Origin of the sequence: Pedobacter sp. GSP4 (assembly GCF_051857575.1) — a bacterium.
GTDB lineage: Bacteria > Bacteroidota > Bacteroidia > Sphingobacteriales > Sphingobacteriaceae > Pedobacter.
The window spans coordinates 255364-277686 of the sequence record NZ_JBPZIR010000008.1 but is presented as its reverse complement, the minus strand read 5'-3'; the positions used below and the strand labels follow the sequence as shown (position 1 = coordinate 277686).

General features: G+C 39.2%; 24 protein-coding genes. 13 read left to right on the top strand and 11 right to left on the bottom strand.

What is annotated here, in order from left to right; genetic code table 11:
• The first annotated feature begins 292 nt into the window (after positions 1-292).
• Positions 293-1180: a flavin reductase family protein gene (locus ACS5PU_RS19670; RefSeq protein WP_439460869.1), complete on the top strand. Its 888-nt coding sequence runs from the start codon at positions 293-295 to the stop codon at positions 1178-1180.
• Positions 1181-1204: 24 nt separating this feature from the next.
• Positions 1205-1810, top strand: a complete 606-nt coding sequence (locus tag ACS5PU_RS19665; protein ID WP_439460868.1) for a YdeI/OmpD-associated family protein — start codon at positions 1205-1207, stop codon at positions 1808-1810.
• Here the strand turns inward: ACS5PU_RS19665 and ACS5PU_RS19660 are convergent, their stop codons facing one another.
• The 11 genes from ACS5PU_RS19660 to ACS5PU_RS19610 all read right to left on the bottom strand — a co-directional run bounded on the left by ACS5PU_RS19660 (position 1811) and on the right by ACS5PU_RS19610 (position 12269).
• Positions 1811-2356 (bottom strand): C40 family peptidase, encoded by a 546-nt coding sequence (locus tag ACS5PU_RS19660; protein WP_439460867.1) that lies wholly within the window; start codon positions 2354-2356, stop codon positions 1811-1813.
• Between the two features lie 215 nt (positions 2357-2571).
• On the bottom strand, positions 2572-2946 hold the full coding sequence (locus tag ACS5PU_RS19655; protein WP_439460866.1) for a DUF4870 domain-containing protein: 375 nt from the start codon (positions 2944-2946) through the stop codon (positions 2572-2574).
• 42 nt (positions 2947-2988) lie between these two features.
• Complete coding sequence (locus ACS5PU_RS19650; RefSeq protein WP_439460865.1) at positions 2989-3690, bottom strand: SDR family oxidoreductase; 702 nt, start codon at positions 3688-3690, stop codon at positions 2989-2991.
• 172 nt (positions 3691-3862) lie between these two features.
• Positions 3863-5644 carry an aromatic amino acid hydroxylase gene (locus ACS5PU_RS19645; RefSeq protein ID WP_439460864.1) on the bottom strand — a complete coding sequence of 594 codons (1782 nt, stop codon included), beginning with the start codon at positions 5642-5644 and terminating at the stop codon, positions 3863-3865.
• Between the two features lie 467 nt (positions 5645-6111).
• Positions 6112-6627, bottom strand: a complete 516-nt coding sequence (locus ACS5PU_RS19640; protein ID WP_439460863.1) for a GtrA family protein — start codon at positions 6625-6627, stop codon at positions 6112-6114.
• A gap of 106 nt (positions 6628-6733) precedes the next feature.
• A complete protein-coding gene (locus ACS5PU_RS19635) occupies positions 6734-7450 on the bottom strand; it encodes a CAP domain-containing protein (protein WP_439460862.1) in 717 nt (238 codons plus the stop codon).
• A gap of 127 nt (positions 7451-7577) precedes the next feature.
• Positions 7578-8342 (bottom strand): SDR family NAD(P)-dependent oxidoreductase, encoded by a 765-nt coding sequence (locus ACS5PU_RS19630; RefSeq protein ID WP_439460861.1) that lies wholly within the window; start codon positions 8340-8342, stop codon positions 7578-7580.
• Positions 8343-8428: 86 nt separating this feature from the next.
• Complete coding sequence (locus tag ACS5PU_RS19625; protein ID WP_439460860.1) at positions 8429-8833, bottom strand: helix-turn-helix domain-containing protein; 405 nt, start codon at positions 8831-8833, stop codon at positions 8429-8431.
• 87 nt (positions 8834-8920) lie between these two features.
• Positions 8921-9766: a ThuA domain-containing protein gene (locus tag ACS5PU_RS19620; protein ID WP_439460859.1), complete on the bottom strand. Its 846-nt coding sequence runs from the start codon at positions 9764-9766 to the stop codon at positions 8921-8923.
• 116 nt (positions 9767-9882) lie between these two features.
• A complete protein-coding gene (locus ACS5PU_RS19615) occupies positions 9883-10560 on the bottom strand; it encodes a 2'-5' RNA ligase family protein (protein WP_439460858.1) in 678 nt (225 codons plus the stop codon).
• 71 nt (positions 10561-10631) lie between these two features.
• Positions 10632-12269 (bottom strand): glycine--tRNA ligase, encoded by a 1638-nt coding sequence (locus tag ACS5PU_RS19610; protein ID WP_439460857.1) that lies wholly within the window; start codon positions 12267-12269, stop codon positions 10632-10634.
• A 158-nt stretch (positions 12270-12427) separates the two neighbouring features.
• Here ACS5PU_RS19610 and ACS5PU_RS19605 point away from each other — a divergent pair, with 158 nt between their 5' ends.
• From ACS5PU_RS19605 to ACS5PU_RS19555, 11 genes are all read left to right on the top strand, one after another.
• Positions 12428-13348 (top strand): glycerophosphodiester phosphodiesterase family protein, encoded by a 921-nt coding sequence (locus ACS5PU_RS19605; RefSeq protein ID WP_439460856.1) that lies wholly within the window; start codon positions 12428-12430, stop codon positions 13346-13348.
• 63 nt (positions 13349-13411) lie between these two features.
• Complete coding sequence (locus tag ACS5PU_RS19600; RefSeq protein WP_439460855.1) at positions 13412-14119, top strand: ATP-binding cassette domain-containing protein; 708 nt, start codon at positions 13412-13414, stop codon at positions 14117-14119.
• 4 nt (positions 14120-14123) lie between these two features.
• Positions 14124-14672 (top strand): hypothetical protein, encoded by a 549-nt coding sequence (locus ACS5PU_RS19595; protein ID WP_439460854.1) that lies wholly within the window; start codon positions 14124-14126, stop codon positions 14670-14672.
• 234 nt (positions 14673-14906) lie between these two features.
• The gene (locus ACS5PU_RS19590) at positions 14907-15437 is read left to right on the top strand and encodes a DUF3575 domain-containing protein (RefSeq protein ID WP_439460853.1); all 531 of its coding nucleotides are present in this window, start codon (positions 14907-14909) and stop codon (positions 15435-15437) included.
• 159 nt (positions 15438-15596) lie between these two features.
• On the top strand, positions 15597-16139 hold the full coding sequence (locus ACS5PU_RS19585) for a hypothetical protein (RefSeq protein ID WP_439460852.1): 543 nt from the start codon (positions 15597-15599) through the stop codon (positions 16137-16139).
• 195 nt (positions 16140-16334) lie between these two features.
• Positions 16335-16988 carry a porin family protein gene (locus tag ACS5PU_RS19580; RefSeq protein ID WP_439460851.1) on the top strand — a complete coding sequence of 218 codons (654 nt, stop codon included), beginning with the start codon at positions 16335-16337 and terminating at the stop codon, positions 16986-16988.
• A gap of 169 nt (positions 16989-17157) precedes the next feature.
• The gene (gene gldF, locus ACS5PU_RS19575) at positions 17158-17883 is read left to right on the top strand and encodes a gliding motility-associated ABC transporter permease subunit GldF (protein WP_439460850.1); all 726 of its coding nucleotides are present in this window, start codon (positions 17158-17160) and stop codon (positions 17881-17883) included.
• Positions 17883-19568: a gliding motility-associated ABC transporter substrate-binding protein GldG gene (gene gldG, locus ACS5PU_RS19570; RefSeq protein ID WP_439460849.1), complete on the top strand. Its 1686-nt coding sequence runs from the start codon at positions 17883-17885 to the stop codon at positions 19566-19568. The genes gldF and gldG overlap by 1 nt, the downstream gene beginning before the upstream one ends.
• Positions 19569-19601: 33 nt before the next feature.
• The gene (gene dnaN / locus ACS5PU_RS19565) at positions 19602-20726 is read left to right on the top strand and encodes a DNA polymerase III subunit beta (protein ID WP_090988080.1); all 1125 of its coding nucleotides are present in this window, start codon (positions 19602-19604) and stop codon (positions 20724-20726) included.
• A gap of 84 nt (positions 20727-20810) precedes the next feature.
• A complete protein-coding gene (locus ACS5PU_RS19560) occupies positions 20811-21488 on the top strand; it encodes a DUF4397 domain-containing protein (RefSeq protein WP_439460848.1) in 678 nt (225 codons plus the stop codon).
• A gap of 78 nt (positions 21489-21566) precedes the next feature.
• Positions 21567-22262 (top strand): DUF4397 domain-containing protein, encoded by a 696-nt coding sequence (locus ACS5PU_RS19555; RefSeq protein WP_439460847.1) that lies wholly within the window; start codon positions 21567-21569, stop codon positions 22260-22262.
• Positions 22263-22323: the final 61 nt, after the last annotated feature.

Sequence of the window (22323 nt, the reverse complement as noted above, 5' to 3'; positions counted from 1 at the left end):
ATTAACGCGGTCAGAAACAAAATAGCGCTCAGAGTTGCAGCAGTTATAAAAAACCAGGAGAGCTATAAAAACAATTATAATATAGCTGCTTAAAATTTGTTTTTATCATAACAATCATCTCGATCCGATAGCAATCGGATGAAGCGCAGCGGAACGGAGAGATCTACCTCGAGATAGATTTAGCTTCGCTGAGCCTTCGGGTTCTCGACTTCGTTGCACTTCGCTCGAAATGACGGTAACTCTTTATTGTAATCTCGGTTTTTAACCTTTTGTCAAAACTTAACGAATACCCGTGCTAACTTTAAAAACCTCCGATCTAAGCCCGGTAGAACTTCAAAATTACCTGCAATACGCCATTGCACCGCGGCCAATCTGCTTTGCCTCTACCATTGATGCCGAAGGGAATATTAATTTAAGCCCTTTCAGTTTCTTTAATATGTTTAGTACCAATCCTCCGATCTGTGTTTTCTCTCCGGCCAGAAGAGTACGCGATAATACCACTAAACATACGCTAGAAAACGTTCTGGAAGTTAAAGAATGCGTAATCAACATTGTGAATTACGATATGGTGCAGCAGATGAGTTTGGCCAGCACCGAATACGCAAAGGGTATAAATGAATTTGATAAAGCTGGGTTTACCATGCTAAAATCGGATCTGGTTAGCCCGCCGAGGGTTGCCGAAGCTCCGGTTCAGTTCGAATGTGTGGTTAACGAGGTTATTCATCTTGGCGATCAGCATGGTGCAGGCAACTTAATCCTAGCTGAAATAAAACTGATCCACATCAACGAAAATATTTTAGATGCGGAGGGTAAAATAGACCAGCATAAAATAGATTTGGTTGCACGTTTGGGCGGCGATTGGTACTGCAGGGTAACCAACGAGAACCTGTTTAAAGTAACCAAACCTTTAGCCCGCTTGGGTATCGGGGTAGACCGTTTGCCACAGGCGGTACGCTTTTCAAAAGTTTTAACCGGGAACGATCTGGGCATGCTGGGCAATGTAGAGCATTTGCCAAGCGATGAGGAAATAGATCTGATCAGCACGCATCCACAGGTTAAGGAAGTGCTGGATGCAACCATTGGCGATAGTACTAACCGTGAGCGCGAATTGCACGAACTGGCCAAAAATATACTTAAGCAAGGCGATGTTGCCCTTGCATTAAAGATTGTTTTGCTTTAAATTTAATAAAGAAATTTTTTAGCCATGCATACGCTTGTTCAGGTAGATCAGTACATTATCAATTCGGCAGAATTTGCCATTCCTATTTTAGACCATTTAAGAAACCTGGTGCACAAGGCTGATGCCCGCATTGAAGAAAAAATTAAATGGGGAATGCCTTTTTTCGATTATAAAGGTACGGTATGCCACATGGCATCGTTTAAGAACCATTGCGCTTTTGGTTTTTGGAAGGCATCATTAATGAATGATGAGTACCATATTTTTAAAGACCGTACCGAGGCGATGGGCTGGTTGGGCAAAATTAAATCTTTTGAAGATTTGCCGGCAGATGAAATCCTGATTGCTTACATACAACAGGCCATTCAGTTAAATGAAGATAATATCAAACTACCTTCAAAACTTAAAGCAGTAGAGAAAAAAGAACTGGTTGTACCTGAGTATTTTATCGAAGCCTTAAGCAAAGACCCAAAAGCGCTGGCTGTTTTTCAGAATTTTAGCACATCCAACAAAAAGGAATATGTACTTTGGCTCGAAGAGGCTAAAACTGAAGCTACCAAAATAAAACGCTTAGAAACCGCTGTTGAATGGATAGGCGAGGGCAAACCCAGAATGTGGAAATATAAAAAGTAGCTAGAGGATACTGACCACCTTTAAGAAACGGTTTTTATAATGGCCATTAAAATCGGTAATGGTTACACCATGCGCTTTACCAGATGAAGCATGGATAAACTTGATCCCACTTTCATCAATAGAATAAATAATGCCTACATGGCCAATTCTGCGCACTTTAGAGTTACTTCCGGTAAATATCATTACGTCGCCAACCTTTGCATTTTCTAAGGTTGTTTCTGTACCGGTATAGCTAAATTCCCGTGATGAGCGTGGAACTTTAAAGCCAAAATTGCTAAATACATAACTTACAAAGCCTGAGCAATCGAAACCTACCTTAGGGTTGCTTGTGGCATAACGGTATGGTATGCCGAGCATGCTTTTGGCAAAATCAATCAAACTTTCTGATTGGTTAGCCGACGAATTATTTAAGGGCTTACTTTCTTTGGGTAGGCTGGCAACCAGCTTTTTAACCAGCTCCTGATATTGGGCCGGTATGATTGTTTGGGCTTTTCCTGCGGTAGCAGACAAAATGAAAAACAAAATCGGGACTATTATTTTCTTCATATGTTGGAGCCAAAGATATAAAAAATATCCAAAGGCCATTAAAATGTTGAAAATGAGTGGAAACAGAAAAAGCCTGGAGCTAAAATTGTCACCTTTGAGCCTGCCGAATGATCAGTATGCAGGTTTACAAAGCGTTTCGACGGGCTCAAGGTGACAAATCTGAATCGGCTTTACAACTTATCATGCAGCCACTCTGATTAATATATTTGGTTTGATTATATACTTGGAAACATGGTTTGGGCCCTTTCGCCGATTAATGGAATTGGCTTTTTTTCTCCCTGGGCAGCACCGATCAATCCAATAATCCACAATACAAAAAGAGCAATCTGAATAATACGGACACCATAATAACCAAGTTCAAAACCTGTTGTAAAAAGCACCGGGATTAAAAATAAACTTAAGCCCCAACTTAGCACAGTAGATACCAGATGGAACAGCAATGTTTGTTTTAAATGGTAACGGCTAAGTTCGGTCTGGTTATCTTTGTACATGGCAAAGTAGGCAATAAGCCATCCAATAAACCAAAAGTAGCTTACAATTGCCGCACTTTTTCCGTTGTCGGTGGTATTAAAAGGTGATTTTGTTTCCATAGATTTTTTTTAGTTTCAGGTAAATTACTAAAAAATAATAACTTATGGTGTAGTTACTGCAACAGGCAGGATCTTTCCATTAAAAAATTTATGCCCTGTTTTGGCAAAATCGGCTACATATTTGCCCATTTCAAAAGCCATTACCGGACTTTGATAGCCTGGAAAGGCAGCTTCGAGCATTTCTGTCTGTGCCGAACCCAATGCCAAACAGTTAACTTTAATACCTGTATCGGCCAGTTCGAAAGCCAGGCACTCTGTTAGGGTATGAAGTGCCGCTTTACTTGCTGAATAAGCCGCCAAACCCGGAAATTTAATACTTCCCTGAAAGCCTCCCATGCTGCCAATATTTACAATATGACTTCCGCTTTGCATTAACGGCAATACGTTCTGTATTATCCTGAAATGGGCAATCACATTGCTCTGCAGCATTTCGCCCAAATCAACCTCAGTCGTCTCTAAAAACGGTTTATTAATTAAGGCTCCGGCATTGTTCACTAAAATATTGATAGTACCCAAGCGCTCTTTTAAAAATGGAATTAGCGCAGCGTAATCATCGTTTACAATGTCAAATTCAACAGGTAGGAGTGTACAGTCAGGATTAATTCCCCTGGCAATCTCTAAAAGCTTGCGCAGTTTATCTGCCGAACGGGCAATAGCTACAATCTTATTTTCTTTATGCAAACTAAATTCTAAAGCAGCTTCGAAACCTATTCCGCTGCTTGCACCTGTAATTATGATGTTCATTAAAAAAAGTTAAATTTCGGTAAAGTTAAAAGTTTGAAAGATAAATAGTCCCCGTTTGTAACGGGGATTGCTGAGAACAGCGATTTTATCGCTGATTATATCTACTAGACAATAATATACCACCTTAAAAATGTAATGCGCTATCATCCCCGCTACAAACGGACACGATCTGTTATTCTTCAATAATTAACTGACTTACCGGGTTTTTAATCACATGCAAACCATCATTGATTAGTTTGGTATGATCTAATTCTTTTCCGGCTTTAATTTCGAGGTATACCTGAATCTCTTTTTCTAACTGGTGATATATTTTTTTATGATAAATAATTTCCAACACCTCCAGTGCACAAAGCCAATCCTGTCTGTGGTTTCTTTTTAACTCATCAAAAACTTCGGCCAGTTGGGATAAATTTTCTCCACTTTCGCGTATTCCGCGGACAGTTTTGTAGAGCGCGTGGAGTTTTAACGTTTTATCATCATAACTAACCTGATGTGTTTTTTCTATGCTGATCAAAGTTATTTCTTCGTAAGCATCTTTATCAGCCGCTCCGTTAAAAACCGAAATAATTTTGGCGCCAACAGCCATGTCGTATGTTCCCCATTCGGGTTTAAACAGTACGTTGCCATTGCTTTCGGTAACAGTACAATTGGCAAAAGCAATTAAAATGAGCTTAGCATCTTCTTTAACTATACTTTTAACCTCACCAATTACCGTAATTCCGCTTTCGAACAACAGTGTTGCCGTATGGCCAACTGTAATATCCAATGCAGTCAGTTCTTCGTCGCTGAAATCTTCCAAAAATTTATCGGAATTTTTCAGTTTGCCAACCGGCGAAGAAAAACCATCTGCATGATACTCTTTTCCGTGGCCTGGCAGCTGTTTATGGTTAAAAGCCAGCGCAGATGCTCCTGTGGTTTTAATAAAAGTAACCTCATCGGTAGAACTTATGCCCATATCGGTAAAAATGCCACTAACCTGTAAGCCCGAGCTATAAACCCCTGTTGCCACATTTTTACAGGCAATGGCTTTCATAATGCTTTCTGCACCACCACGACGAAAGGCCATGGTATCTGCAAATTGTTCTAAAACATCAATCAGGTTTTGAAAGGTTTCGGTTACAAAAAGCTGTGGCTGTGGTTTGGTAATATCGTATTGATAATTGATGGTATCGATGTTGTACCAAAGTTTCTTTACATCGCTTTGCATACAGCTTGCGCTCTCACCAATGGAAGATAGTAAGCCGGCACCATAAATTTTTGGATTTTCCAAAGTACCGATCAGGCCATATTCTACTGTCCACCAGTGTAACCTGCCCAACAGGGCCATTTCTGAGGGTTCTCCCATGTTTTCACTAATGTAGCGGAGTTCTTTTTCTGCCTTTGCTAGCTGAAATTCATCGGCATCTGCAGCTTCCTTTAAAATAGACAGCTTTCTAATGGCTTCGTAAAGTTCAAAATCTTTTGCCGAAAACATGGCTTTAGCACCGATGGAACCAAAATAGCTTAGGTAATTGTTATAATCGGTATCGGCAATAATGGGTGCATGACCTGCACTTTCATGTATAATATCAGGCGCGGGGGTATATTCGATATGGTTTATCTGGCGGATATCAGCAGCGATTACCAGTACCCGATAAGCTTGATATTCCATAAAGGCAGCGGGTGGTATAAAACCATCAACAGTTACTGCGCCCCAGCCAATCTTACCCAAATTATCATTCATGGTCTGCAGGTCGGGAATGTATTCTATACTAAGGCCGGCACGCTGTAAACCTTTAATGTAAGGGTAATAAGCAACATTTTTGAGGTAGCTGTAATTTTGGCGCATTACGTACCTCCAAACAGCCTGATCTATCGGTGTGTATTTTTCGTAATTCTGGGCAACAATAAACTGCTTTAAATGATTGGGCAATTTAGCTACCTGCGCATTATTAAAATCGTTAAAATGGCTCATTGGTGTCATGAAAATAAGTTGGTCGGCAGCTAAGTTAGGATGTTGTTTTTATCTTAACAAGAAAGCAGCTGCATAAATTAACAGGTTTGCGTAATAATGGTTTTGGGCGGTTATAATGATGGATTAATAATTGGGAAAGGTACTGTAGCATTTCATCGGGAAGCTCCGGCCGGGCTGTTTGCTATATCCCCGATGAAGAATCGGGGGATGCCGCTTCCATCCCGTTTAGGTACAAAGGTTTGTGCTAATAGGTCGGGTTTTCTTTGGATTTGCATGAAAACAAAAATAGAAATACTGTTTTGGCCATCTAAACCCGACTGGAGCATAAAGCCCGGAACGAGGTACGAGTGAGGACTTGAAGCGGAGGCGGGACTGTCGAAAGCTATTAACACCGTAATTGCTTTTCCAAAATATGATTTATATTATGATTAATTTATTGGCGTTAAACAGGGCTTCAGTGGCAACAATTACTGCAGATGATTATTTTTTTTATTATCCCCTATTTTCTTCACGCTGAAAGTGAAATAATGCTGGTACAGGTAACTGAAAAGTGCCATTAAAACCGAAACGGCTATTCTTGAAAGCATGGCTAGGGTAGGATAATCTCTCAAAAGCTCTAACAAAAACTTTAACAAAACATAGTTGGCCAATATGTTAATAAGCTGGAGATTTAAGAACCGGAATAACTGAACCCTTCCTTTTAACTCGCTATGGGTAAATATGACGTACTTGTTGAGCAAGAAACTGGTTGGTATAGCTATACCATAATCCACCAATAATGATGCTGTTTCCCTTTGAAGTACAATCATCCCAAAATTTACTTCCTCTGTTTTAAAGATAAAGAAGTAGGCAAAATAATAGCTCAAAATCCCCAACAATAAAGTTCCTCCTCCAGTAACCAAGTACCTGAAATTATGCAGGGAAATATACTTTTTAAAAGGTGGGTAGAAAAAATCGATGAGGGCTAGAATAATTTTGCGCATTGTTGTTTTGTAATTGTCGCTGCAAAGGTAAATTAATTTTTAAACTGTAGATTTTGAGCTTTACAAAAAGTTTTAGCTTTCTAAAGTCTAAAAGTTTTTTGATAAGTTATTGATTGTTGCTATAAAATGTTGGTTGTGCAACAAAATCTATTACAGTGCAGAAATTGTAAGAGGGATGGGGCTGTATGCTTACTCCAACGGTGTTGAGTTTATATTTTTGATCTAAAATATTAAACCTATGCCCCAATGATGGCACGCCACAATCTAAAAGTAAATGACAAACAATATCCAGGCTTTTGCTGTATCCAAAATCAATGTTCTCACTCATGGCCTTGTTCGGGAAATATCTGGAAAGGCGTTTAGAAAATTTTTCGCCGTTGCTGCTCTCATGGGTATCCAGATCGTGCCGGTTTAAATCGACAGCATGACCGCGGCTTAGGGCCGTTAAGCGCTCATCAGGATAAAACATTGGTAAGTTTTTTATTGGCTGCAAATGCTTGTAAAGGGAAGTATAGTATGAATTGTTGCGCGTAATTTTCAGTTCGTTATAATTTCTGTACTGCCTTACGCTGGCGTTATATTTGTTGATGTAATCTTCTAAAAATGTGTTGTAAAACCGCGTGCCATCCAAGCGGATAAGGTTCATCAATAAAACCACATTCTTTTCTTCTGTGGTTAAATAATTGGCATTTACAGCTGTATTGGCCTTTCTTATTTCAGCATCCGACCACTCTTGGGCTACAGCTTCATGAACAAAAATGGTAAACAATAACACGGGTAAAAGGAAGCGGCGCATCTGGGTGGTTTTTATGGATAACGCCATTTGATGCAGTTTATTTTCTGTCGGGGGATTTTAGCTGTTCGAAACAAAAAATAACCACAAAGGCACTAAGACACGGAGGGTTTTTATCCGTGCCTTGGTGCCTTTGTGGTTAAAAATAGCAGGTAGTTTATAAAAACATACCACCCGAAGCCTCAATGCGCTGTGCATTAATCCATCTGGCATCCTCAGTACATAAAAAAGCTACCACACCACCAATATCATCTGGCAAACCAACACGGCCAAGCGCGGTATTTGAGGCAATACCGGCATTCATCTGCTCGTTATCGCGCACTACACCACCACCAAAATCGGTTTCAATTGCTCCTGGGGCTACAATGTTCGATCTGATTCCCCGTGATCCTAACTCTTTGGCCTGGTATTTAGTCAAGGTTTCCATAGCGCCTTTCATTGAAGCATAAGCTGCAAAACCTGGCAATGCAAAACGTGCCAAACCTGTAGAAATATTGATAATTGCACCACCATCGTTTAAATATGGCAATGCTTTTTGGGTTAAAAAGAAAGGTCCTTTAAATTGGATGTTTACCAAAGTATCGAACTGATCCTCTGTGGTTTCGGCAGACGAAGCATGAATGCCAATGCCTGCATTGTTAACCAAAAAATCGAATTTTTCTGCATTGAATGTGCTACTTAAAGCTTCTTTAACCGATGAAAGAAAGGTGTCGAACGATTTGGCATCGGCCACATCTAATTGTACTGCAGCTGCCTTAACACCCAGTTTTTTAATCTCTTCTACAGTGTTTTGGGCTTCGTCTTTTTTCGATTGGTAAGTTACTATGACATCAATTCCTTTGGCTGCAATTTTTAGCGCCGCATTTTTTCCCAATCCCCGGCTTCCGCCAGTTACCAGGGCAATTTTATTTTGTGTTTCCATTTTTCTTTAATTTGTTAAACAAAGTTAGATGGAAAACGGCTGTAAAAATGGTGATAGCTTAAGTTAAAATGGTGACAGTTTAAGTATTATATGGTGAGCTTTTCCGTATTTGATAAAGATCTGAAGTAATCTTCTCTATATTGCTTGGGTGTTTTACCTGCAAAGTGTTTAAAAAACTTAGTGAAATTAGACGGATCGTAAGTTAGTATCCGCGCTATTTCTGCAATGGGCATACTAATGTTCTGCAGCATCGATTTCGAAATATCCATCAGCCTTTCTTCAAAGAAATAACATGGCGAATAACCTGTTGCCGATTTAATGGTATTGCTTAAATGGGTTGGATGAACGTGTATAAGCTCGGCAAAATCCCTAACCTCGAACATTTCGGTCGCGCGGCCCGATACAATATCGTCAAGATGTTTATCCAGTTCCCTTAAAAAATCTGCTGCTATTTCGTGTTGGCGTGCAAAAAACTTCTGTGGGATTTTCATAGCTATTAATTGAGGTTAAACAAATATAGTGTTGCAACCAACAAATTTAAAATTTGCTTTACCCATAAGGCTTTTATGACCGAATAATTATTTTACTTTTTTGCCTTTGCCCAACCACATCAAGCTGTTCAAAATCATTTTGTTCTGCACTTCATTGCCGAAGGTAAACGACAGTGTTTTGTTGGTTTTATCGTACTTATGTTCGTAATCCATATCGTTATGGCCCATATTTACGTAAACCATTTTGTAGTTTTTATTGCTCCATACCACGGGGTAATAACCGCTATGCCATATTTCGTGTGCTTTTGGGCCGGTACCCAAAGGAAAACTGGTAGAATCGATAGCCAGCAATATATGGATGTCGGGATTTTTACGGAGATCGTTCTGCCACCTGTACCATTCGTTGGGCTGAGCTTTAAAAGTTTGAGGTAGGTTTTTGGTAACCGGATGCTTGCTGTTTTCTACCCTGAGTATGGCCGAAGTTGGCCGCCAGGTATTGCTAGCGTAACCACCCGAACCTAAAAAAATATTGTGGTACCAGTCCCAGTTGGTGTCGTAAGCCGATTTCGACAAAGCAAAAGCAGAAAAGTGAAAGCCCATCCAACCACCTCCGTTTGCCATGTATTTTTGAAAAGCTTCGCGCTGTTCGGACTTTTCTGGGCGGGTATCGAGAAATAAAACCACCTGATATTTAGCCAGAAATGCAGCATTTAAATTATCCCAATTGGAGGTAGAATCATAACTGAAATGGTATTTGTAGGCCAGCTGAGGGAACCACTTATTGGCTTCGTGCACGAAACTAATGTGTGCCTGATCGCTTTTTGCGGTATAAAAAGCAATTACTTTGAATTTGGGTTTTTGTTGCGCGTTTAAATGCAAACTACTGATTGCGGCAATGAATAGCCCGATTAAAAACTTTTTTAAGAAATGCATTTGGTTTAGGGTTGATTAACCTAAATTACATAATGCCTGCAAAAGTTATAAGATGAAATAGGCTAAAATGGCTTAAAACCTAGCGCATGTTTAATTCAATCGTTTGATAAATTTGATTAGAAGGTAAATGTATGCAGCTTCTTAACAAAGCGCTCGCGCTGGTACCAATCGTTGTACACCAGTTCTATCTGTTTTACGTCAAAAGTGCCAAAGTCAAAATCGCGGTATTTTTCCACTAGGTTAACCAGGGCAGTTTTGTTCTGTAGGGGTTTTCTAAACCGTACAATGGTAGAATGTGCAGTTTGGATAGCATATCTTTTATCAATGCTCTGCTGCAAGTCTGAATTTTTGAAAGCCAACCTCAAATCATCACGGATTTCATTAAGCGTTTCGGTTAAAAAACCCTGAACCAAAATACAGGATGGAGAGGCCGTAAGCCCTCTAAAGTTGATTTTAAAACTGGAATATTTAGCCAATACCTTTTCTATCAGCTGAACGTAATCCTGAATGTGGATATCTTCAAGCTTAAACCCGTTATAGCAAGAAATGATCGACATGAGGGTAATGTGGATATCCGGATTTTGGTAATAATATTGATCTGGCTCAATAGCTTTTACAGCCGCCAAAAAATGTTGAATATTAGCATTGGTTTCAGTATCTGCTCTGATTACCAGTGTAATGCCAAATCGGTTATCTGTTTCATCATCAATTAATGGATCTGTTTCGTAATACCCCCTGGCTATTTTATCGATAGATTCGGTGTAAAGTTTGTTATAGTGTTCTGCTAAATTCATGATGTCATCACATAAAAAAGTCGCAGGTTTTACCCTGCGACTAAATATTATAAATACGCTAATGCTGTTAACTAAGCCAATAAATTTTTCCAGCTTGTAGCCTTTCCAATAATATCTGCTAAATCGGCAATGGCGATACGTTCCTGTTCCATACTGTCGCGGTGACGGATGGTTACCGTATTGTCTTCCAAACTCTGGTGATCAACAGTGATACAAAAAGGTGTACCTACTGCATCCTGACGGCGGTAACGTTTACCAATGGCATCTTTTTCTTCGTAAATACAGTTGAAATCGAATTTCAATGCATCCATAATCTCACGCGCTTTCTCTGGCAAACCATCTTTTTTGGTTAAAGGGAAAACAGCCACTTTATAAGGGGCCAAAGCAGGGTGAAGGCGCAATAAAGTACGGCTATCCTGTTTATCTTCGGTACTTAAATCCTGTTCTTCAAAAGCATTGATCATGGTTAGCAGGAACATACGGTCTAAACCGATCGAAGTTTCGATAACGTAAGGAACATAATTGCCATAAGGTTTACCTTCTTCGTTTAAATCGTTATCAAAATACTGCATTTTTTTGCCCGAATATTCCTGGTGCTGCGTTAAATCGAAATCGGTACGGCTGTGGATTCCTTCTACTTCTTTAAATCCGAATGGGAATTCAAATTCAATATCGGTAGCTGCATTAGCATAGTGCGCCAATTTAACATGATCGTGGTAACGGTACTTCTCAGGAGCTGTTCCCAAGGCCCTGTGCCATTTTAGTCGGGCTTCTTTCCAGTACTCGAACCATTTTTTATCCTCGCCCGGGCGAACAAAGAATTGCATTTCCATTTGTTCAAACTCGCGCATACGCATAATGAACTGACGGGCAATTACTTCATTTCTGAAAGCTTTACCAATCTGCGCAATACCAAAAGGAATTTTCATCCTTCCTGATTTCTGTACGTTTAAAAAGTTTACAAAAATACCCTGGGCAGTTTCCGGGCGGAGATAAACTTCGTCGCTTCCCTCGGCCATTGCACCAAACTGCGTGCTGAACATGAGGTTAAACTGGCGTACATCCGTCCAGTTAGAAGTTTTAGAAATTGGGCAGATTACCTTATAATCAACAATTAAGTCTTTCAGCTGTGCCAGGTTTTCCGATTTGAGCGCAAGGTTCATTTCAACCTCAAGCGCTAGGCCCTTTTTAACAAATTTCCAGCTTGCCTCATCAACAAACGGGTATTTGGTATTATCTAAAGCTTCGTCTTTAAAACCAGGTATCCAGCTCGCTTGGGCTTCATCGCTCAAACCCAGTATTTCTTGTTGGTAGGTTTCAAAATTAGCTTTGTTTTCGGCACTGAAATTGGCCAGTTCCGAATATAGTTCATCAATTTTATTCTCTAATAATTGGTCGGCGCGGTAACGTTTTTTCGAATCTTTGTTATCGATCATCGGGTCGTTAAAACCATCAACGTGTCCACTCGCTTTCCATACCTTAGGGTGCATAAAAATTGCAGAATCGATACCTACAATGTTTTCATGCATCTGTACCATGGCTTTCCACCAGTAGGTTTTGATGTTGTTTTTTAACTCAGCACCCAATTGGCCGTAATCGTAAACGGCACTTAAGCCATCATATATTTCGCTGCTCTGGAATACAAAACCGTATTCTTTGGCATGTGATATTACATTTTTAAATTGTTCGTCGTTATTCTTTTGAGCCATAATGGAGGCAAAGATAATAAAAAGGTGGAGGGTTTAAAGGTATAAGATTGAAGGTTTTTGAGCGGGTTAAAAGGAACCACAAAAGGCATGTGCTAAACAATTAGGCTTTTTAGCAATTAACCGTTTAACCAGTTAACCAATTTGTTTACTTTTGAACCATGAAATTTCATCATTTACTTTTCTTCGCGTGGATTGTAGTTTTTGCATCATGTAAGCAGGAAGAAAAAGTTCATCATTATATTAAATTTAACCAAACGGCAGAGCTGTATCAATTTTTAGAATGGTCGCCCGATAACCGTTTTCCATTAATCAGCGCACACAGGGGAGGCCCGATGCCCGGCTATCCAGAAAACTGTATCGAAACTTTTGATCATGCCACCACATTTGGGCCGATGGTTATCGAATTTGATATTGCTTACAGTAAAGATTCGGTTTTGGTAATTATGCACGATGATAAGCTGGACAGAACTTCGACGGGTAAGGGAGCCATAGGTAACTATACTTACGAAGAGCTGAAGGCATTTAACCTCAAAGATGATGAAGGAAGAGAAACCAAATTTAAAATCCCAACGCTTGATAGCGTATTAAGCTGGAGCAAAGGAAAAGTTTTGTTAACCATCGATTTAAAGAAGGGTGTTTCTTACGCTAAAGTGATTGAAAAGGTAAGACAGTACAAGGTAGAAAGCAATTCGATTGTAATTACTTATACTGCCGATCAAGCTAAGGAAGTGCACCAATTGGCACCAGAGTTAATGATTTCGGCTTCTGTACAAAAGAAAGCGGAACTGAAAAGGTTAAATAATATGGGTATTCCGAACAACCGGATTGTGGCGTTTGTTGGCGTTGCTGCGCCTGATAAAGAATTATATCGATATCTGCACGATAAGGGAATTACAACCATTTTAGGCACAATGGGCAATATTGATAAAAGTTCGCTGGCAAACCCGGCCAAAATGGTTTATTATCATCTGGCCAATAATGGCGCCGATATTTTATCTTCGGATAATATTGAGCAGGCAGCAGAGCAGTTGGATAAGTTCCGCTACAATAAAAAGTTAAGTTCCACGCATATTAATTAACCATTGGGTTGAAAGATGCAACGATAAATCACCATCTGTAAAACGCTGGGTAAAAACAATACTATGAGCATTTTAGTTAAAAACCTTTCTAAACATTACGATAAGCAGAAAGCTGTAGATTCAATTAGTTTTGAAGCCAAACCTGGTCGTATTTTGGGGTTTTTAGGCCCTAACGGTGCGGGTAAATCTACAACCATGCGCATGCTTACGGGTTACCTTGCACCAACATCAGGCGAAGCTGTAATTGCTGGCAAACCCATTCTCTCAGCAGCCATAGTTGCCAAAAAACACATCGGATATCTGCCAGAAAATACGCCGCTATACACCGATATGTATGTAAAGGAATATTTAAGCTTTGTTGGCCAGGCCTATCAACTGGACAATTTGCCTGCAAGGATAGCTGAGGTGATAAAAATGGTTGGCCTTACACCAGAGCAGCATAAAAAAATTGGTATGCTATCTAAAGGTTACAGGCAACGGGTAGGCTTGGCGCAGGCCATTATACACAACCCCGAAGTATTAATTTTAGATGAGCCGACTTCTGGCTTAGACCCCAATCAACTGGTTGATATCAGGTTGCTGATTAAAACATTGGGTAAAGATAAAACGGTTGTAATTTCGACACACATTATGCAGGAGGTTGAAGCAATATGCGACGATATCATCATCATCAGCAAAGGTAAAATCGTAGCGAACGATTCGTTGGCAGGCCTAAAAAAAACGCATCAACAACATTCATTAGAAGATATTTTCAGAAAACTCACGGCTTAAATACATGCTTACATCAAAAATCAAACTTGTTTTAATTACCCTGATCTTTTTAGCTCCATTTATGGCAAAGGCACAAAGTATGGCCAATATTGGTGTCGGGGCCGAAATTGGCCTGCCTTCGGGAAATTTCGCAGGCATATCTGGCATCGGTGTTGGTGCATCAATTAAGGCCGACCTTCCTGTTTCGGAAAATCTAGCCTTAACCTTAAATGCAGGTTATATGAATTTTTTCGGAAAACGGAATCAGGTTTTCAATGTTCAGGATTTGACCTATGCGCCAGTTAAAGCTGGTTTAAAATATATCCTGAGTGATAGCTTTTATGCCGAAGGCCAATTGGGTGCTGCATTACCTTTAAATAACGGCCAAAAGGTTTTGTTCGTTTGGTCGCCGGGCATTGGTAACCAGTTTAAGTTGGCGGGAGAGAACAGGCTCGATTTAGGGATCAGATACGAAGGCTGGACAGGTAAAAACGAAAGTAATCTTATTGGCCTGAACAGCAGCAATACCAAAGGTTTTGTAGGTTTAAGATTTGCCTACGTTTTTGGGCTGTAATTTCAATAACTGTAGAATTCAATTTTTAATGGGGATTATCTTTCCCGCTTTTGGGGAAATGATTTCCCACTTTTTTTCTGAAGTTTTTTCGCAAAAATTTAGCACATTTTTTTTCACTTAAATTTTATCGGTTTTCGCTATTACTGAATCGATTTATCATTTAATATGCTATTGATTGTTTTTTGTTGGCATTTAGCTTGCCATGCGGTAACCAACAAATTAATCAATAAAAAAATGAAAAAAACTTTATTATCTTTATTAACAGCTGCGTTATTAGGGTTCGCAGCTCAAGCTCAAACAATTGCAATCAAAGCTAACCCTCTTGCGCTTTTAGGTGGAACAGATTTAGTGAGTGGCGAATTTAAAATTGGTGATAATAGTTCTGTAAGTGCCGGATTAGGTGCCGCAGGCTATAAAATTTCTGGCTCTAAATACTCAAGCTTTGGTGGCGAAGCCCAATACCGTTATTATTTCCGCGAAAGTTTACATGGCTGGTACGTAGGTGCAAAAGCAGGCTACTTGGCAGGTAAGGTAAAAGTTCAGGGCTTTTTTGATGAGAAAGAATATGAAACAAAATATGGCTCATTAAATGCCGGTGTAAAAGGAGGTTATCAATGGGCGTTTGATAGTGGTTTTGTAATCGACCTGAATTTAGGTGCCGCCTATTCTTCATTTAAATATGATGATAATGATGGCGCTTTTTCTTCATTAAAAGGTAGCGGTATTTTACCAAATCTGGGTTTCGGTTTAGGTTTTGCTTTTTAACCCATCAATAAATAGTAAAGCGTCCTGATTAACTTCAGGGCGTTTTTTTATTTTATAAATTTTATTTTTTCGGATTTCTTAGCTGAAGATTGTAACCTTTTTAATTTCTGTGTGTCTATTGAAACAACTAAATTATAAGTTTTAACAATTAGAAATCAAATGAAAAAAGTATTACTTTCTTTATTAATGCTTGCAGGCTTAGGCTTTGCAGCTTCAGCTCAAACAGAAGGAGCAGTAAACAAAATTAGTGTTGGTCCAGACTTCGCTTTACCGATTGGCAAATTAGCAGATGCTAACAACTTAGGTTTTGGAGGTTCAGTTCAAGGAGAACTAAATGTTGCCAAATCGCTTAATTTAACAGGTTCTGCCGGATATTTATCATTCTCTTATAAAAAAGAGATCAAAGATGCCTATAAATCTATATTCGGTGTAGAACTTAAAAATGATGGTATTATCCCTTTAAAAGTTGGAGCCAAATATTATTTTGGTGGTAATTTTTATGGTGCGGGTGAAGTAGGAGCCGCAATTGCTACAGGTGAAGGATCGGGTACGGCTTTTGCTTATTCTCCAACATTAGGTGCATCATTTTCAGTTGCCGATAAATCTAGTATCGATTTAGGAATACGTTATGAAGGATGGGCAAGAAATAGTTCGTCCGTATCTTTCATCGGTATCCGTGCAGCTTTTGCATTCGGTTTATAATCAGAAACATACCTTTATTTAGCAGCCTCCAAGCAATTGGAGGCTTTGCTGTTTACAAAATGTTTTGTCAGTCAATTTATACATAAGCTTTTGTATATTATTTTTAACTATTGAATTAGTTTGTTTATCATTGCAACGTTTTTGCTCAAAAGGCAGATACACGGAAAACTAAAAAACAATTCTCAAAAAAATCAGATGAAAAAACTTGTATTATCTTTATTAACAGTTGCTGCATTAAGTACTGCAGCTTTAGCTCAAAGTACACCGGTTAAATTTGGCATTAAGGCAGGCGTGGCTTTCCCAAATATGACTTTTTCTGCAAACGGGGCATCATTTAGCTATGATACGAAAACCTCTTATTATGTTGGTGGAACCGTAGAGTTCGGATTATCTGATCTGATTTCCATCCAGCCAGGACTAACCTTTATTGATAAAGGAACAAAAATTAACAGCAGTAGCTTTGGTTTTGATAACGACGACTTTCTAACCGATGATGACGCGACTTTAAACTTCAAATATCTGGAACTACCAGTAAATGCCATTGTAAATTTCAAAGCAGGCAATGCAGGTAAAATATTTGTTGGTGCAGGCCCTTACTTTGCTTATGCTTTAAGTGCAAACGCAAAAATGGGATCAGAAAAAGAGAAAATCGAATTCGAAGATGCTGGCTTTAAACGCACCGATTTCGGATTAAATTTCTTAGCGGGTTTTCAGTTAAATAATGGATTAAACATTCATGCCGGTTACGGTTTGGGTTTAGGCAACATGGCTGATGATGAAGAAGCAAAAGCTTATGATGCTTCAATCAAACATAAAGTATTTACAGTAGGATTAGGTTTTTCTTTCTAACCTGCTGTAAAAATAACATTAAGCCTCCGATGGAAATCGGGGGCTTTTTTTGTGCAGTTTATCTAAGGTTTAAACTATTAACGATCACTCGTCGTTTATAAACCATCAACTATGCGCTATTGGTCATCAACGAAAAAATATTTCTTAACTTCGGCATTTAAATTTAGCTATGTACGCAGTTTTTAAACGCGAGTTATTCAGTTTCTTAAGTTCTATGGTGGCTTACATTACCATTGGCATTTTTTTATTGGTATCGGGCCTGTTACTTTGGTTTTTTCCTGATACTTCAATTCTCGACTATGGCTATGCAGAACTGGGCGGCTTTTTTAGTTTAGTACCGTACCTGTTTATGTTCCTGATCCCAGCGGTTACCATGAGGTCTTTCGCCGAAGAAAGGAGAGAAGGTACCTACGAGCTGCTGGTTACCCGGCCAATTCAGATCTGGCAGATTGTAACCGCAAAATATTTGGCCAGTTTGGTTTTGGTGCTATTTGCCTTAATTCCAACGTTGATTTATTACTACAGCATATCAAAACTCGGTTTACCAGAGGGCAACATCGATTCGGGCTCGGTTATCGGCTCTTATATCGGTTTGTTTTTACTTGGTGCGGCATTTACCGCCTTGGGCATATTCTCATCGGCCTTAACCAAAAACCAGGTTATTGCCTTTGTAATATCAGCGGCTCTGTGTGCATTTGCCTTTTTAGGTTTCGATTATACCAGTCAGATTTCTGCCTTCAAAGGTGCTGAAACAGCTATTACTGCTTTCGGCATCAACGAACACTATATTGCCATTAGCCGTGGAGTTTTAGATACCAGGGATTTAATCTACTTTATTACATTTTCAGTGCTGTTCCTGTTTTTAACCAATTTAATCATGGGAGGGAAGCGATAATGAAACTGACGAATAAATGGGTTACAGCGCTTATTGTTTTATCGGCATTGGCAGTTTTAAATATTGCTGGCCGGTATATTTTTGAGCGGTTTGATTTTACGGCCGATAAACGCTATACCTTAAGCGAAAAAACAAAATCCTTATTGGCCAAAAATGAAAAGCCGATCATGATTACGGTATTTTTAAAAGGCGAACTGCCCCCGGCTTTTAAACGATTGGAAGCTGCGGTAAACGATATTTTATCCGATTATAAAGCTTATGCCAAAGCAGACGTAAAGATTGTTTTCGTCGATCCAATTGCCGGGTTAAGTCAGGCCGATCAGGATACGGTGATCAATAATTTGTACGAAAGGGGCATTGAGGCCACCAATCTGAGCGTTAAAACCGATGCAGGACTAACGCAGAAACTGGTATTCCCAATGGCGATGATGGAGAGCGATGGAAAGGAGTTTCCGGTTAAGCTGTTTCAGAATCTGGATACACGTGGCAGCTATGAAGATAATATTAACCGCTCCATAGAAAACCTGGAGTACATTTTTACAGCGAGCCTTAAAAAAGTACTAACCGGCAGCAACCCGCGCATCGGCTTCTCCGAATCGAATGGCGAACTATCTGATATGCAGCTGGCTGATGCCATACATACCCTTTCAAGCAGTTACCAGGTTGGGCGTGTAGATTTGAACAGCATCGATAAGGAAGGTTTGGATAAACTTAAAATGCTGGTTATTGCCAAACCAAGCAAACCTTTTACCGAAGCCGAAAAATATAAAATCAATTATTTTGTAATGAACGGTGGAAGGGTACTGTGGAGCATTGATCAGGTACGTGCAGAGCTGGATAGTTTAAGGGGACGGAGCGGACAGATGGCTGTTAACAATAATCTTAACCTGGATGATATGCTATTTATGTATGGCGCCAGGATTAACTACAACATTATTGCCGATCCGGCAAACAGTGCCGAAATACCTGTTTCTACGGGTGTTGTTGGCGGACAGAACCAGATGCAGCTTGTACCATGGATGTATTATCCGATTTTACTGCCCGATACGGTAGAAAGCGTGGTAAAAAAATTGGATGGCATTAAATCAGAATTTCCAAGCACGGTCGATACGATCGGGGCAAAAGGAGTTAAAAAGGCTTACATTTTAACCACTTCATCTTTTAACAAGGTGTTCGATGCGCCAAAGTTATTCAGTTTGCAAATGGTTGGAGAACAGTTGGATCCGAGAGCTTTTCAGGGCAGGCCACAGAATGTTGGGGTGCTGTTGGAAGGTAATTTTCCATCTGTTTTTGCAGGGAGGCCTTTACCGACTACGATATTGCAGCCTTATACCGCCCAAAATGTGGGTAAACCTGCCAAAATGATTGTGGTTGGTGATGGCGATATCTTTAAAAATCAGGTGTCAGAACAAAATGGCACTCCCTTTCCTTTAGGTTTTGACCGTTACTCGCAGCGTACTTTCGGAAATAAAGCCTTATTGTTAAATATTGTTGATTATTTTACAGATGATGATAACCTGATTACCCTCCGGAACAAGGAAGTGAAGATCAGATTGCTCGATAAAGCCAAAATTAAGCTCGAAAAAACCAAGTGGCAGTTAATAAATGTTGTGGCCCCATTGCTATTGTTAATATTCTTTGCAATTTTTCAACATTATTACCGCAAATACAAGTACGCTAAATAATTTTTATATTTTTGAAGAAGACTAAATGATATCATGAGATTTATTGTATCCACATCAACGCTGTTAAAACACTTGCAAACTGTAAATGGTGCATCAAGCAGCAGTACAGTTTTACCCATATTAGAAAATTTTCTTTTCGAAATTAAAGACGGAAACTTAACGATCTCTGCAACTGATTTACAAACCAGCATGACAACTGCTTTGGCTGTCGAATCAAAAGAAGAAGGTAAAGTAGCCGTTCCATCTAAAATTTTATTAGATACGCTTAAAACCCTGCCAGATCAACCTATTGCATTTAATATTGATGATAGCACTTTTGCCATCGAGATCAGTGCGGGTGATGGTAAATATAAACTGAGCGGTGAAAACGGCGACGATTTTCCGAAAATCCCGGTTGTAGAAAATGCTTCGTCTGTTAATTTACCGGCATCGGTTTTAACTGAAGCCATTACCAAAACTATTTTTGCGGTAAGTAACGATGAACTTCGTCCGGCAATGACTGGGGTATTCTGTCAGTTATCACCACAGCACATTACATTTGTAGCTACAGATGCACATAAGCTTGTACGCTACCGCCGTATGGATAGCAAAGCCGATAAAGCCACTTCATTTATTCTTCCTAAAAAAGCTTTAACACTTTTGAAAGCAGCTTTACCATCTACAGATATCAATGTATCAGTAGATTACAATGCAACCAGTGCTTTCTTTAAGTTCGAAAATATCAATTTGGTGTGTCGTTTAATAGACGAACGCTATCCAGATTATGAGGCAGTAATTCCAACCAACAATCCAAACAAATTAGTTATTGATAGAGGTCTGTTTTTAAATACACTTCGCAGGGTTGTAATTTTTGCCAATAAAACTACACACCAGGTAAGGTTAAAAATTAGTGGTAGCGAACTGAATATTTCTTCAGAAGATTTAGATTTTGCTAACGAAGCCCACGAGCGTTTAAGCTGCCAATATGATGGCGAAGACCTCGAAATAGGCTTTAATGCCCGTTTCTTGATCGAAATGCTTAGCAATTTGAGTGGCGATGAAGTTACTTTGGAACTTTCTACACCAAACAGGGCAGGGCTTTTAATCCCTCAAACCAATGATGAAAATGAAGATGTTTTAATGTTGGTGATGCCGGTTATGCTAAATAACAGTTATTAGTCTTACTAATTATTTAGTTAAATAAAGAAAATGGCTTGGTTTTTGACCGAGCCATTTTTGTTTATAACCAACTAACCAAACCTTATGAAAATCTTTACTAATCTCTCCAAAACAATTTTCGTCTGTTCTATCCTGATCCTAACCAACCTTTCAGCCTGCAAAAAACATAACCCGGAAGAAATTGTTAAAGGGGAAGCAAAAATTAAAGTTGTTAATGCATCGCATTTAGAAGTGCACCAGGATGTTTATTTAGACAACGAAAAGTTAACCGCTAATGCACTGGCTTTCGGCGAAACCAGTAATTATGTTAAAATACCTTCTGGTAACCGCAATGTAGCGTATATGGGCACCGACAATGCCAGTACCGATACATCACTAAACTTTACACCTTCCATTACATACACTACCTTTTTGGTGACCAATAAAAAAGGTGAAGGGGAAATTGTGACTTACGAGGATAACCTGAGCAATACTGAAATGGGTAAAGCCAAAATTAAACTGATAAACCTGAGCCCGAATTATACTACAGGTATTAATGTTAGTGTACAGGCCGGTATACAGTTTGTAAACGGTTTAGCTTTTAAAGAAGCCTCTAATTATTTTACTGTGGATGCAGGAACGAATTTAAGGTATACGGTTGTAGGCTCGGGCAATGTTAAAACCATAGCCGGAACAAGCCTTGAAGGTGGCAAGATATATACCATTTGGTTTAGCGGTACTACGGCTGCAACATTAGAAGCCCATATCATCACCGATAATTAATTTCAGCAAATTCATATGGTTTCTATTATCTTTACGTTTTATTAGCGCCGGTAATGGCCATTGAAACAATTTACACAAATGAAAAATACTAATTTTTTATTCCCCAAAATACTTTTGTTATTCGTGCCGGTATTGATGATCTGCTCGTGTATAAAAAATAATAATTTTATACTGGGTGATGCTAAAATTCGGTTCTTTCAGACAGCTGTAAGTGATACATCACAAAATTTCTATTTAAACGGTATCCAGATTGGTAATACTGTAGCCTATGGTACAAATACCAGCTATGTGGTAATTCCCGGCGATTCTACTTTTAAAATTACTACCAGAAATATCAATACCGCTGTAGATGCAAGCAGCCTTGTGGGTCAACAGTTTAAAATTGGGATGAACTATTCGGTTTATTATAACAAAAAAACAAGTACTGCTCCTGCCATCTTAACGGTTTATGCTGATGATGTAAAACCGGATTTGGACTCTGCCAAGCTTACTTTTATTAATCTAGGCTATACCCTAGCTTCTAGTGTATTGGTTATAGATAGTGCAAAACTGACCAATTTTACAATGGGTCTGGGTGAAGTAAAATCTTTTAAGGTGAAGGTGAGTAAGGATACCCGGATTGCATTCAAATTGGTAACCCCTACAGCAACCAACCCGCCGCCGGCTGTAACCCGCTTAGATACTTTAAGTATTTCTAACGGTAAAGTGTATACCATCTTGTTTGATGGCTCTAAAACCGGTGAGCTTCAAAAGCGCTTAATTTCTGCTAACTAACATTTATTGCATTTTACTAGCATTTAATCCCTTTGATATTCATACTTTTGCCCAAAATTAG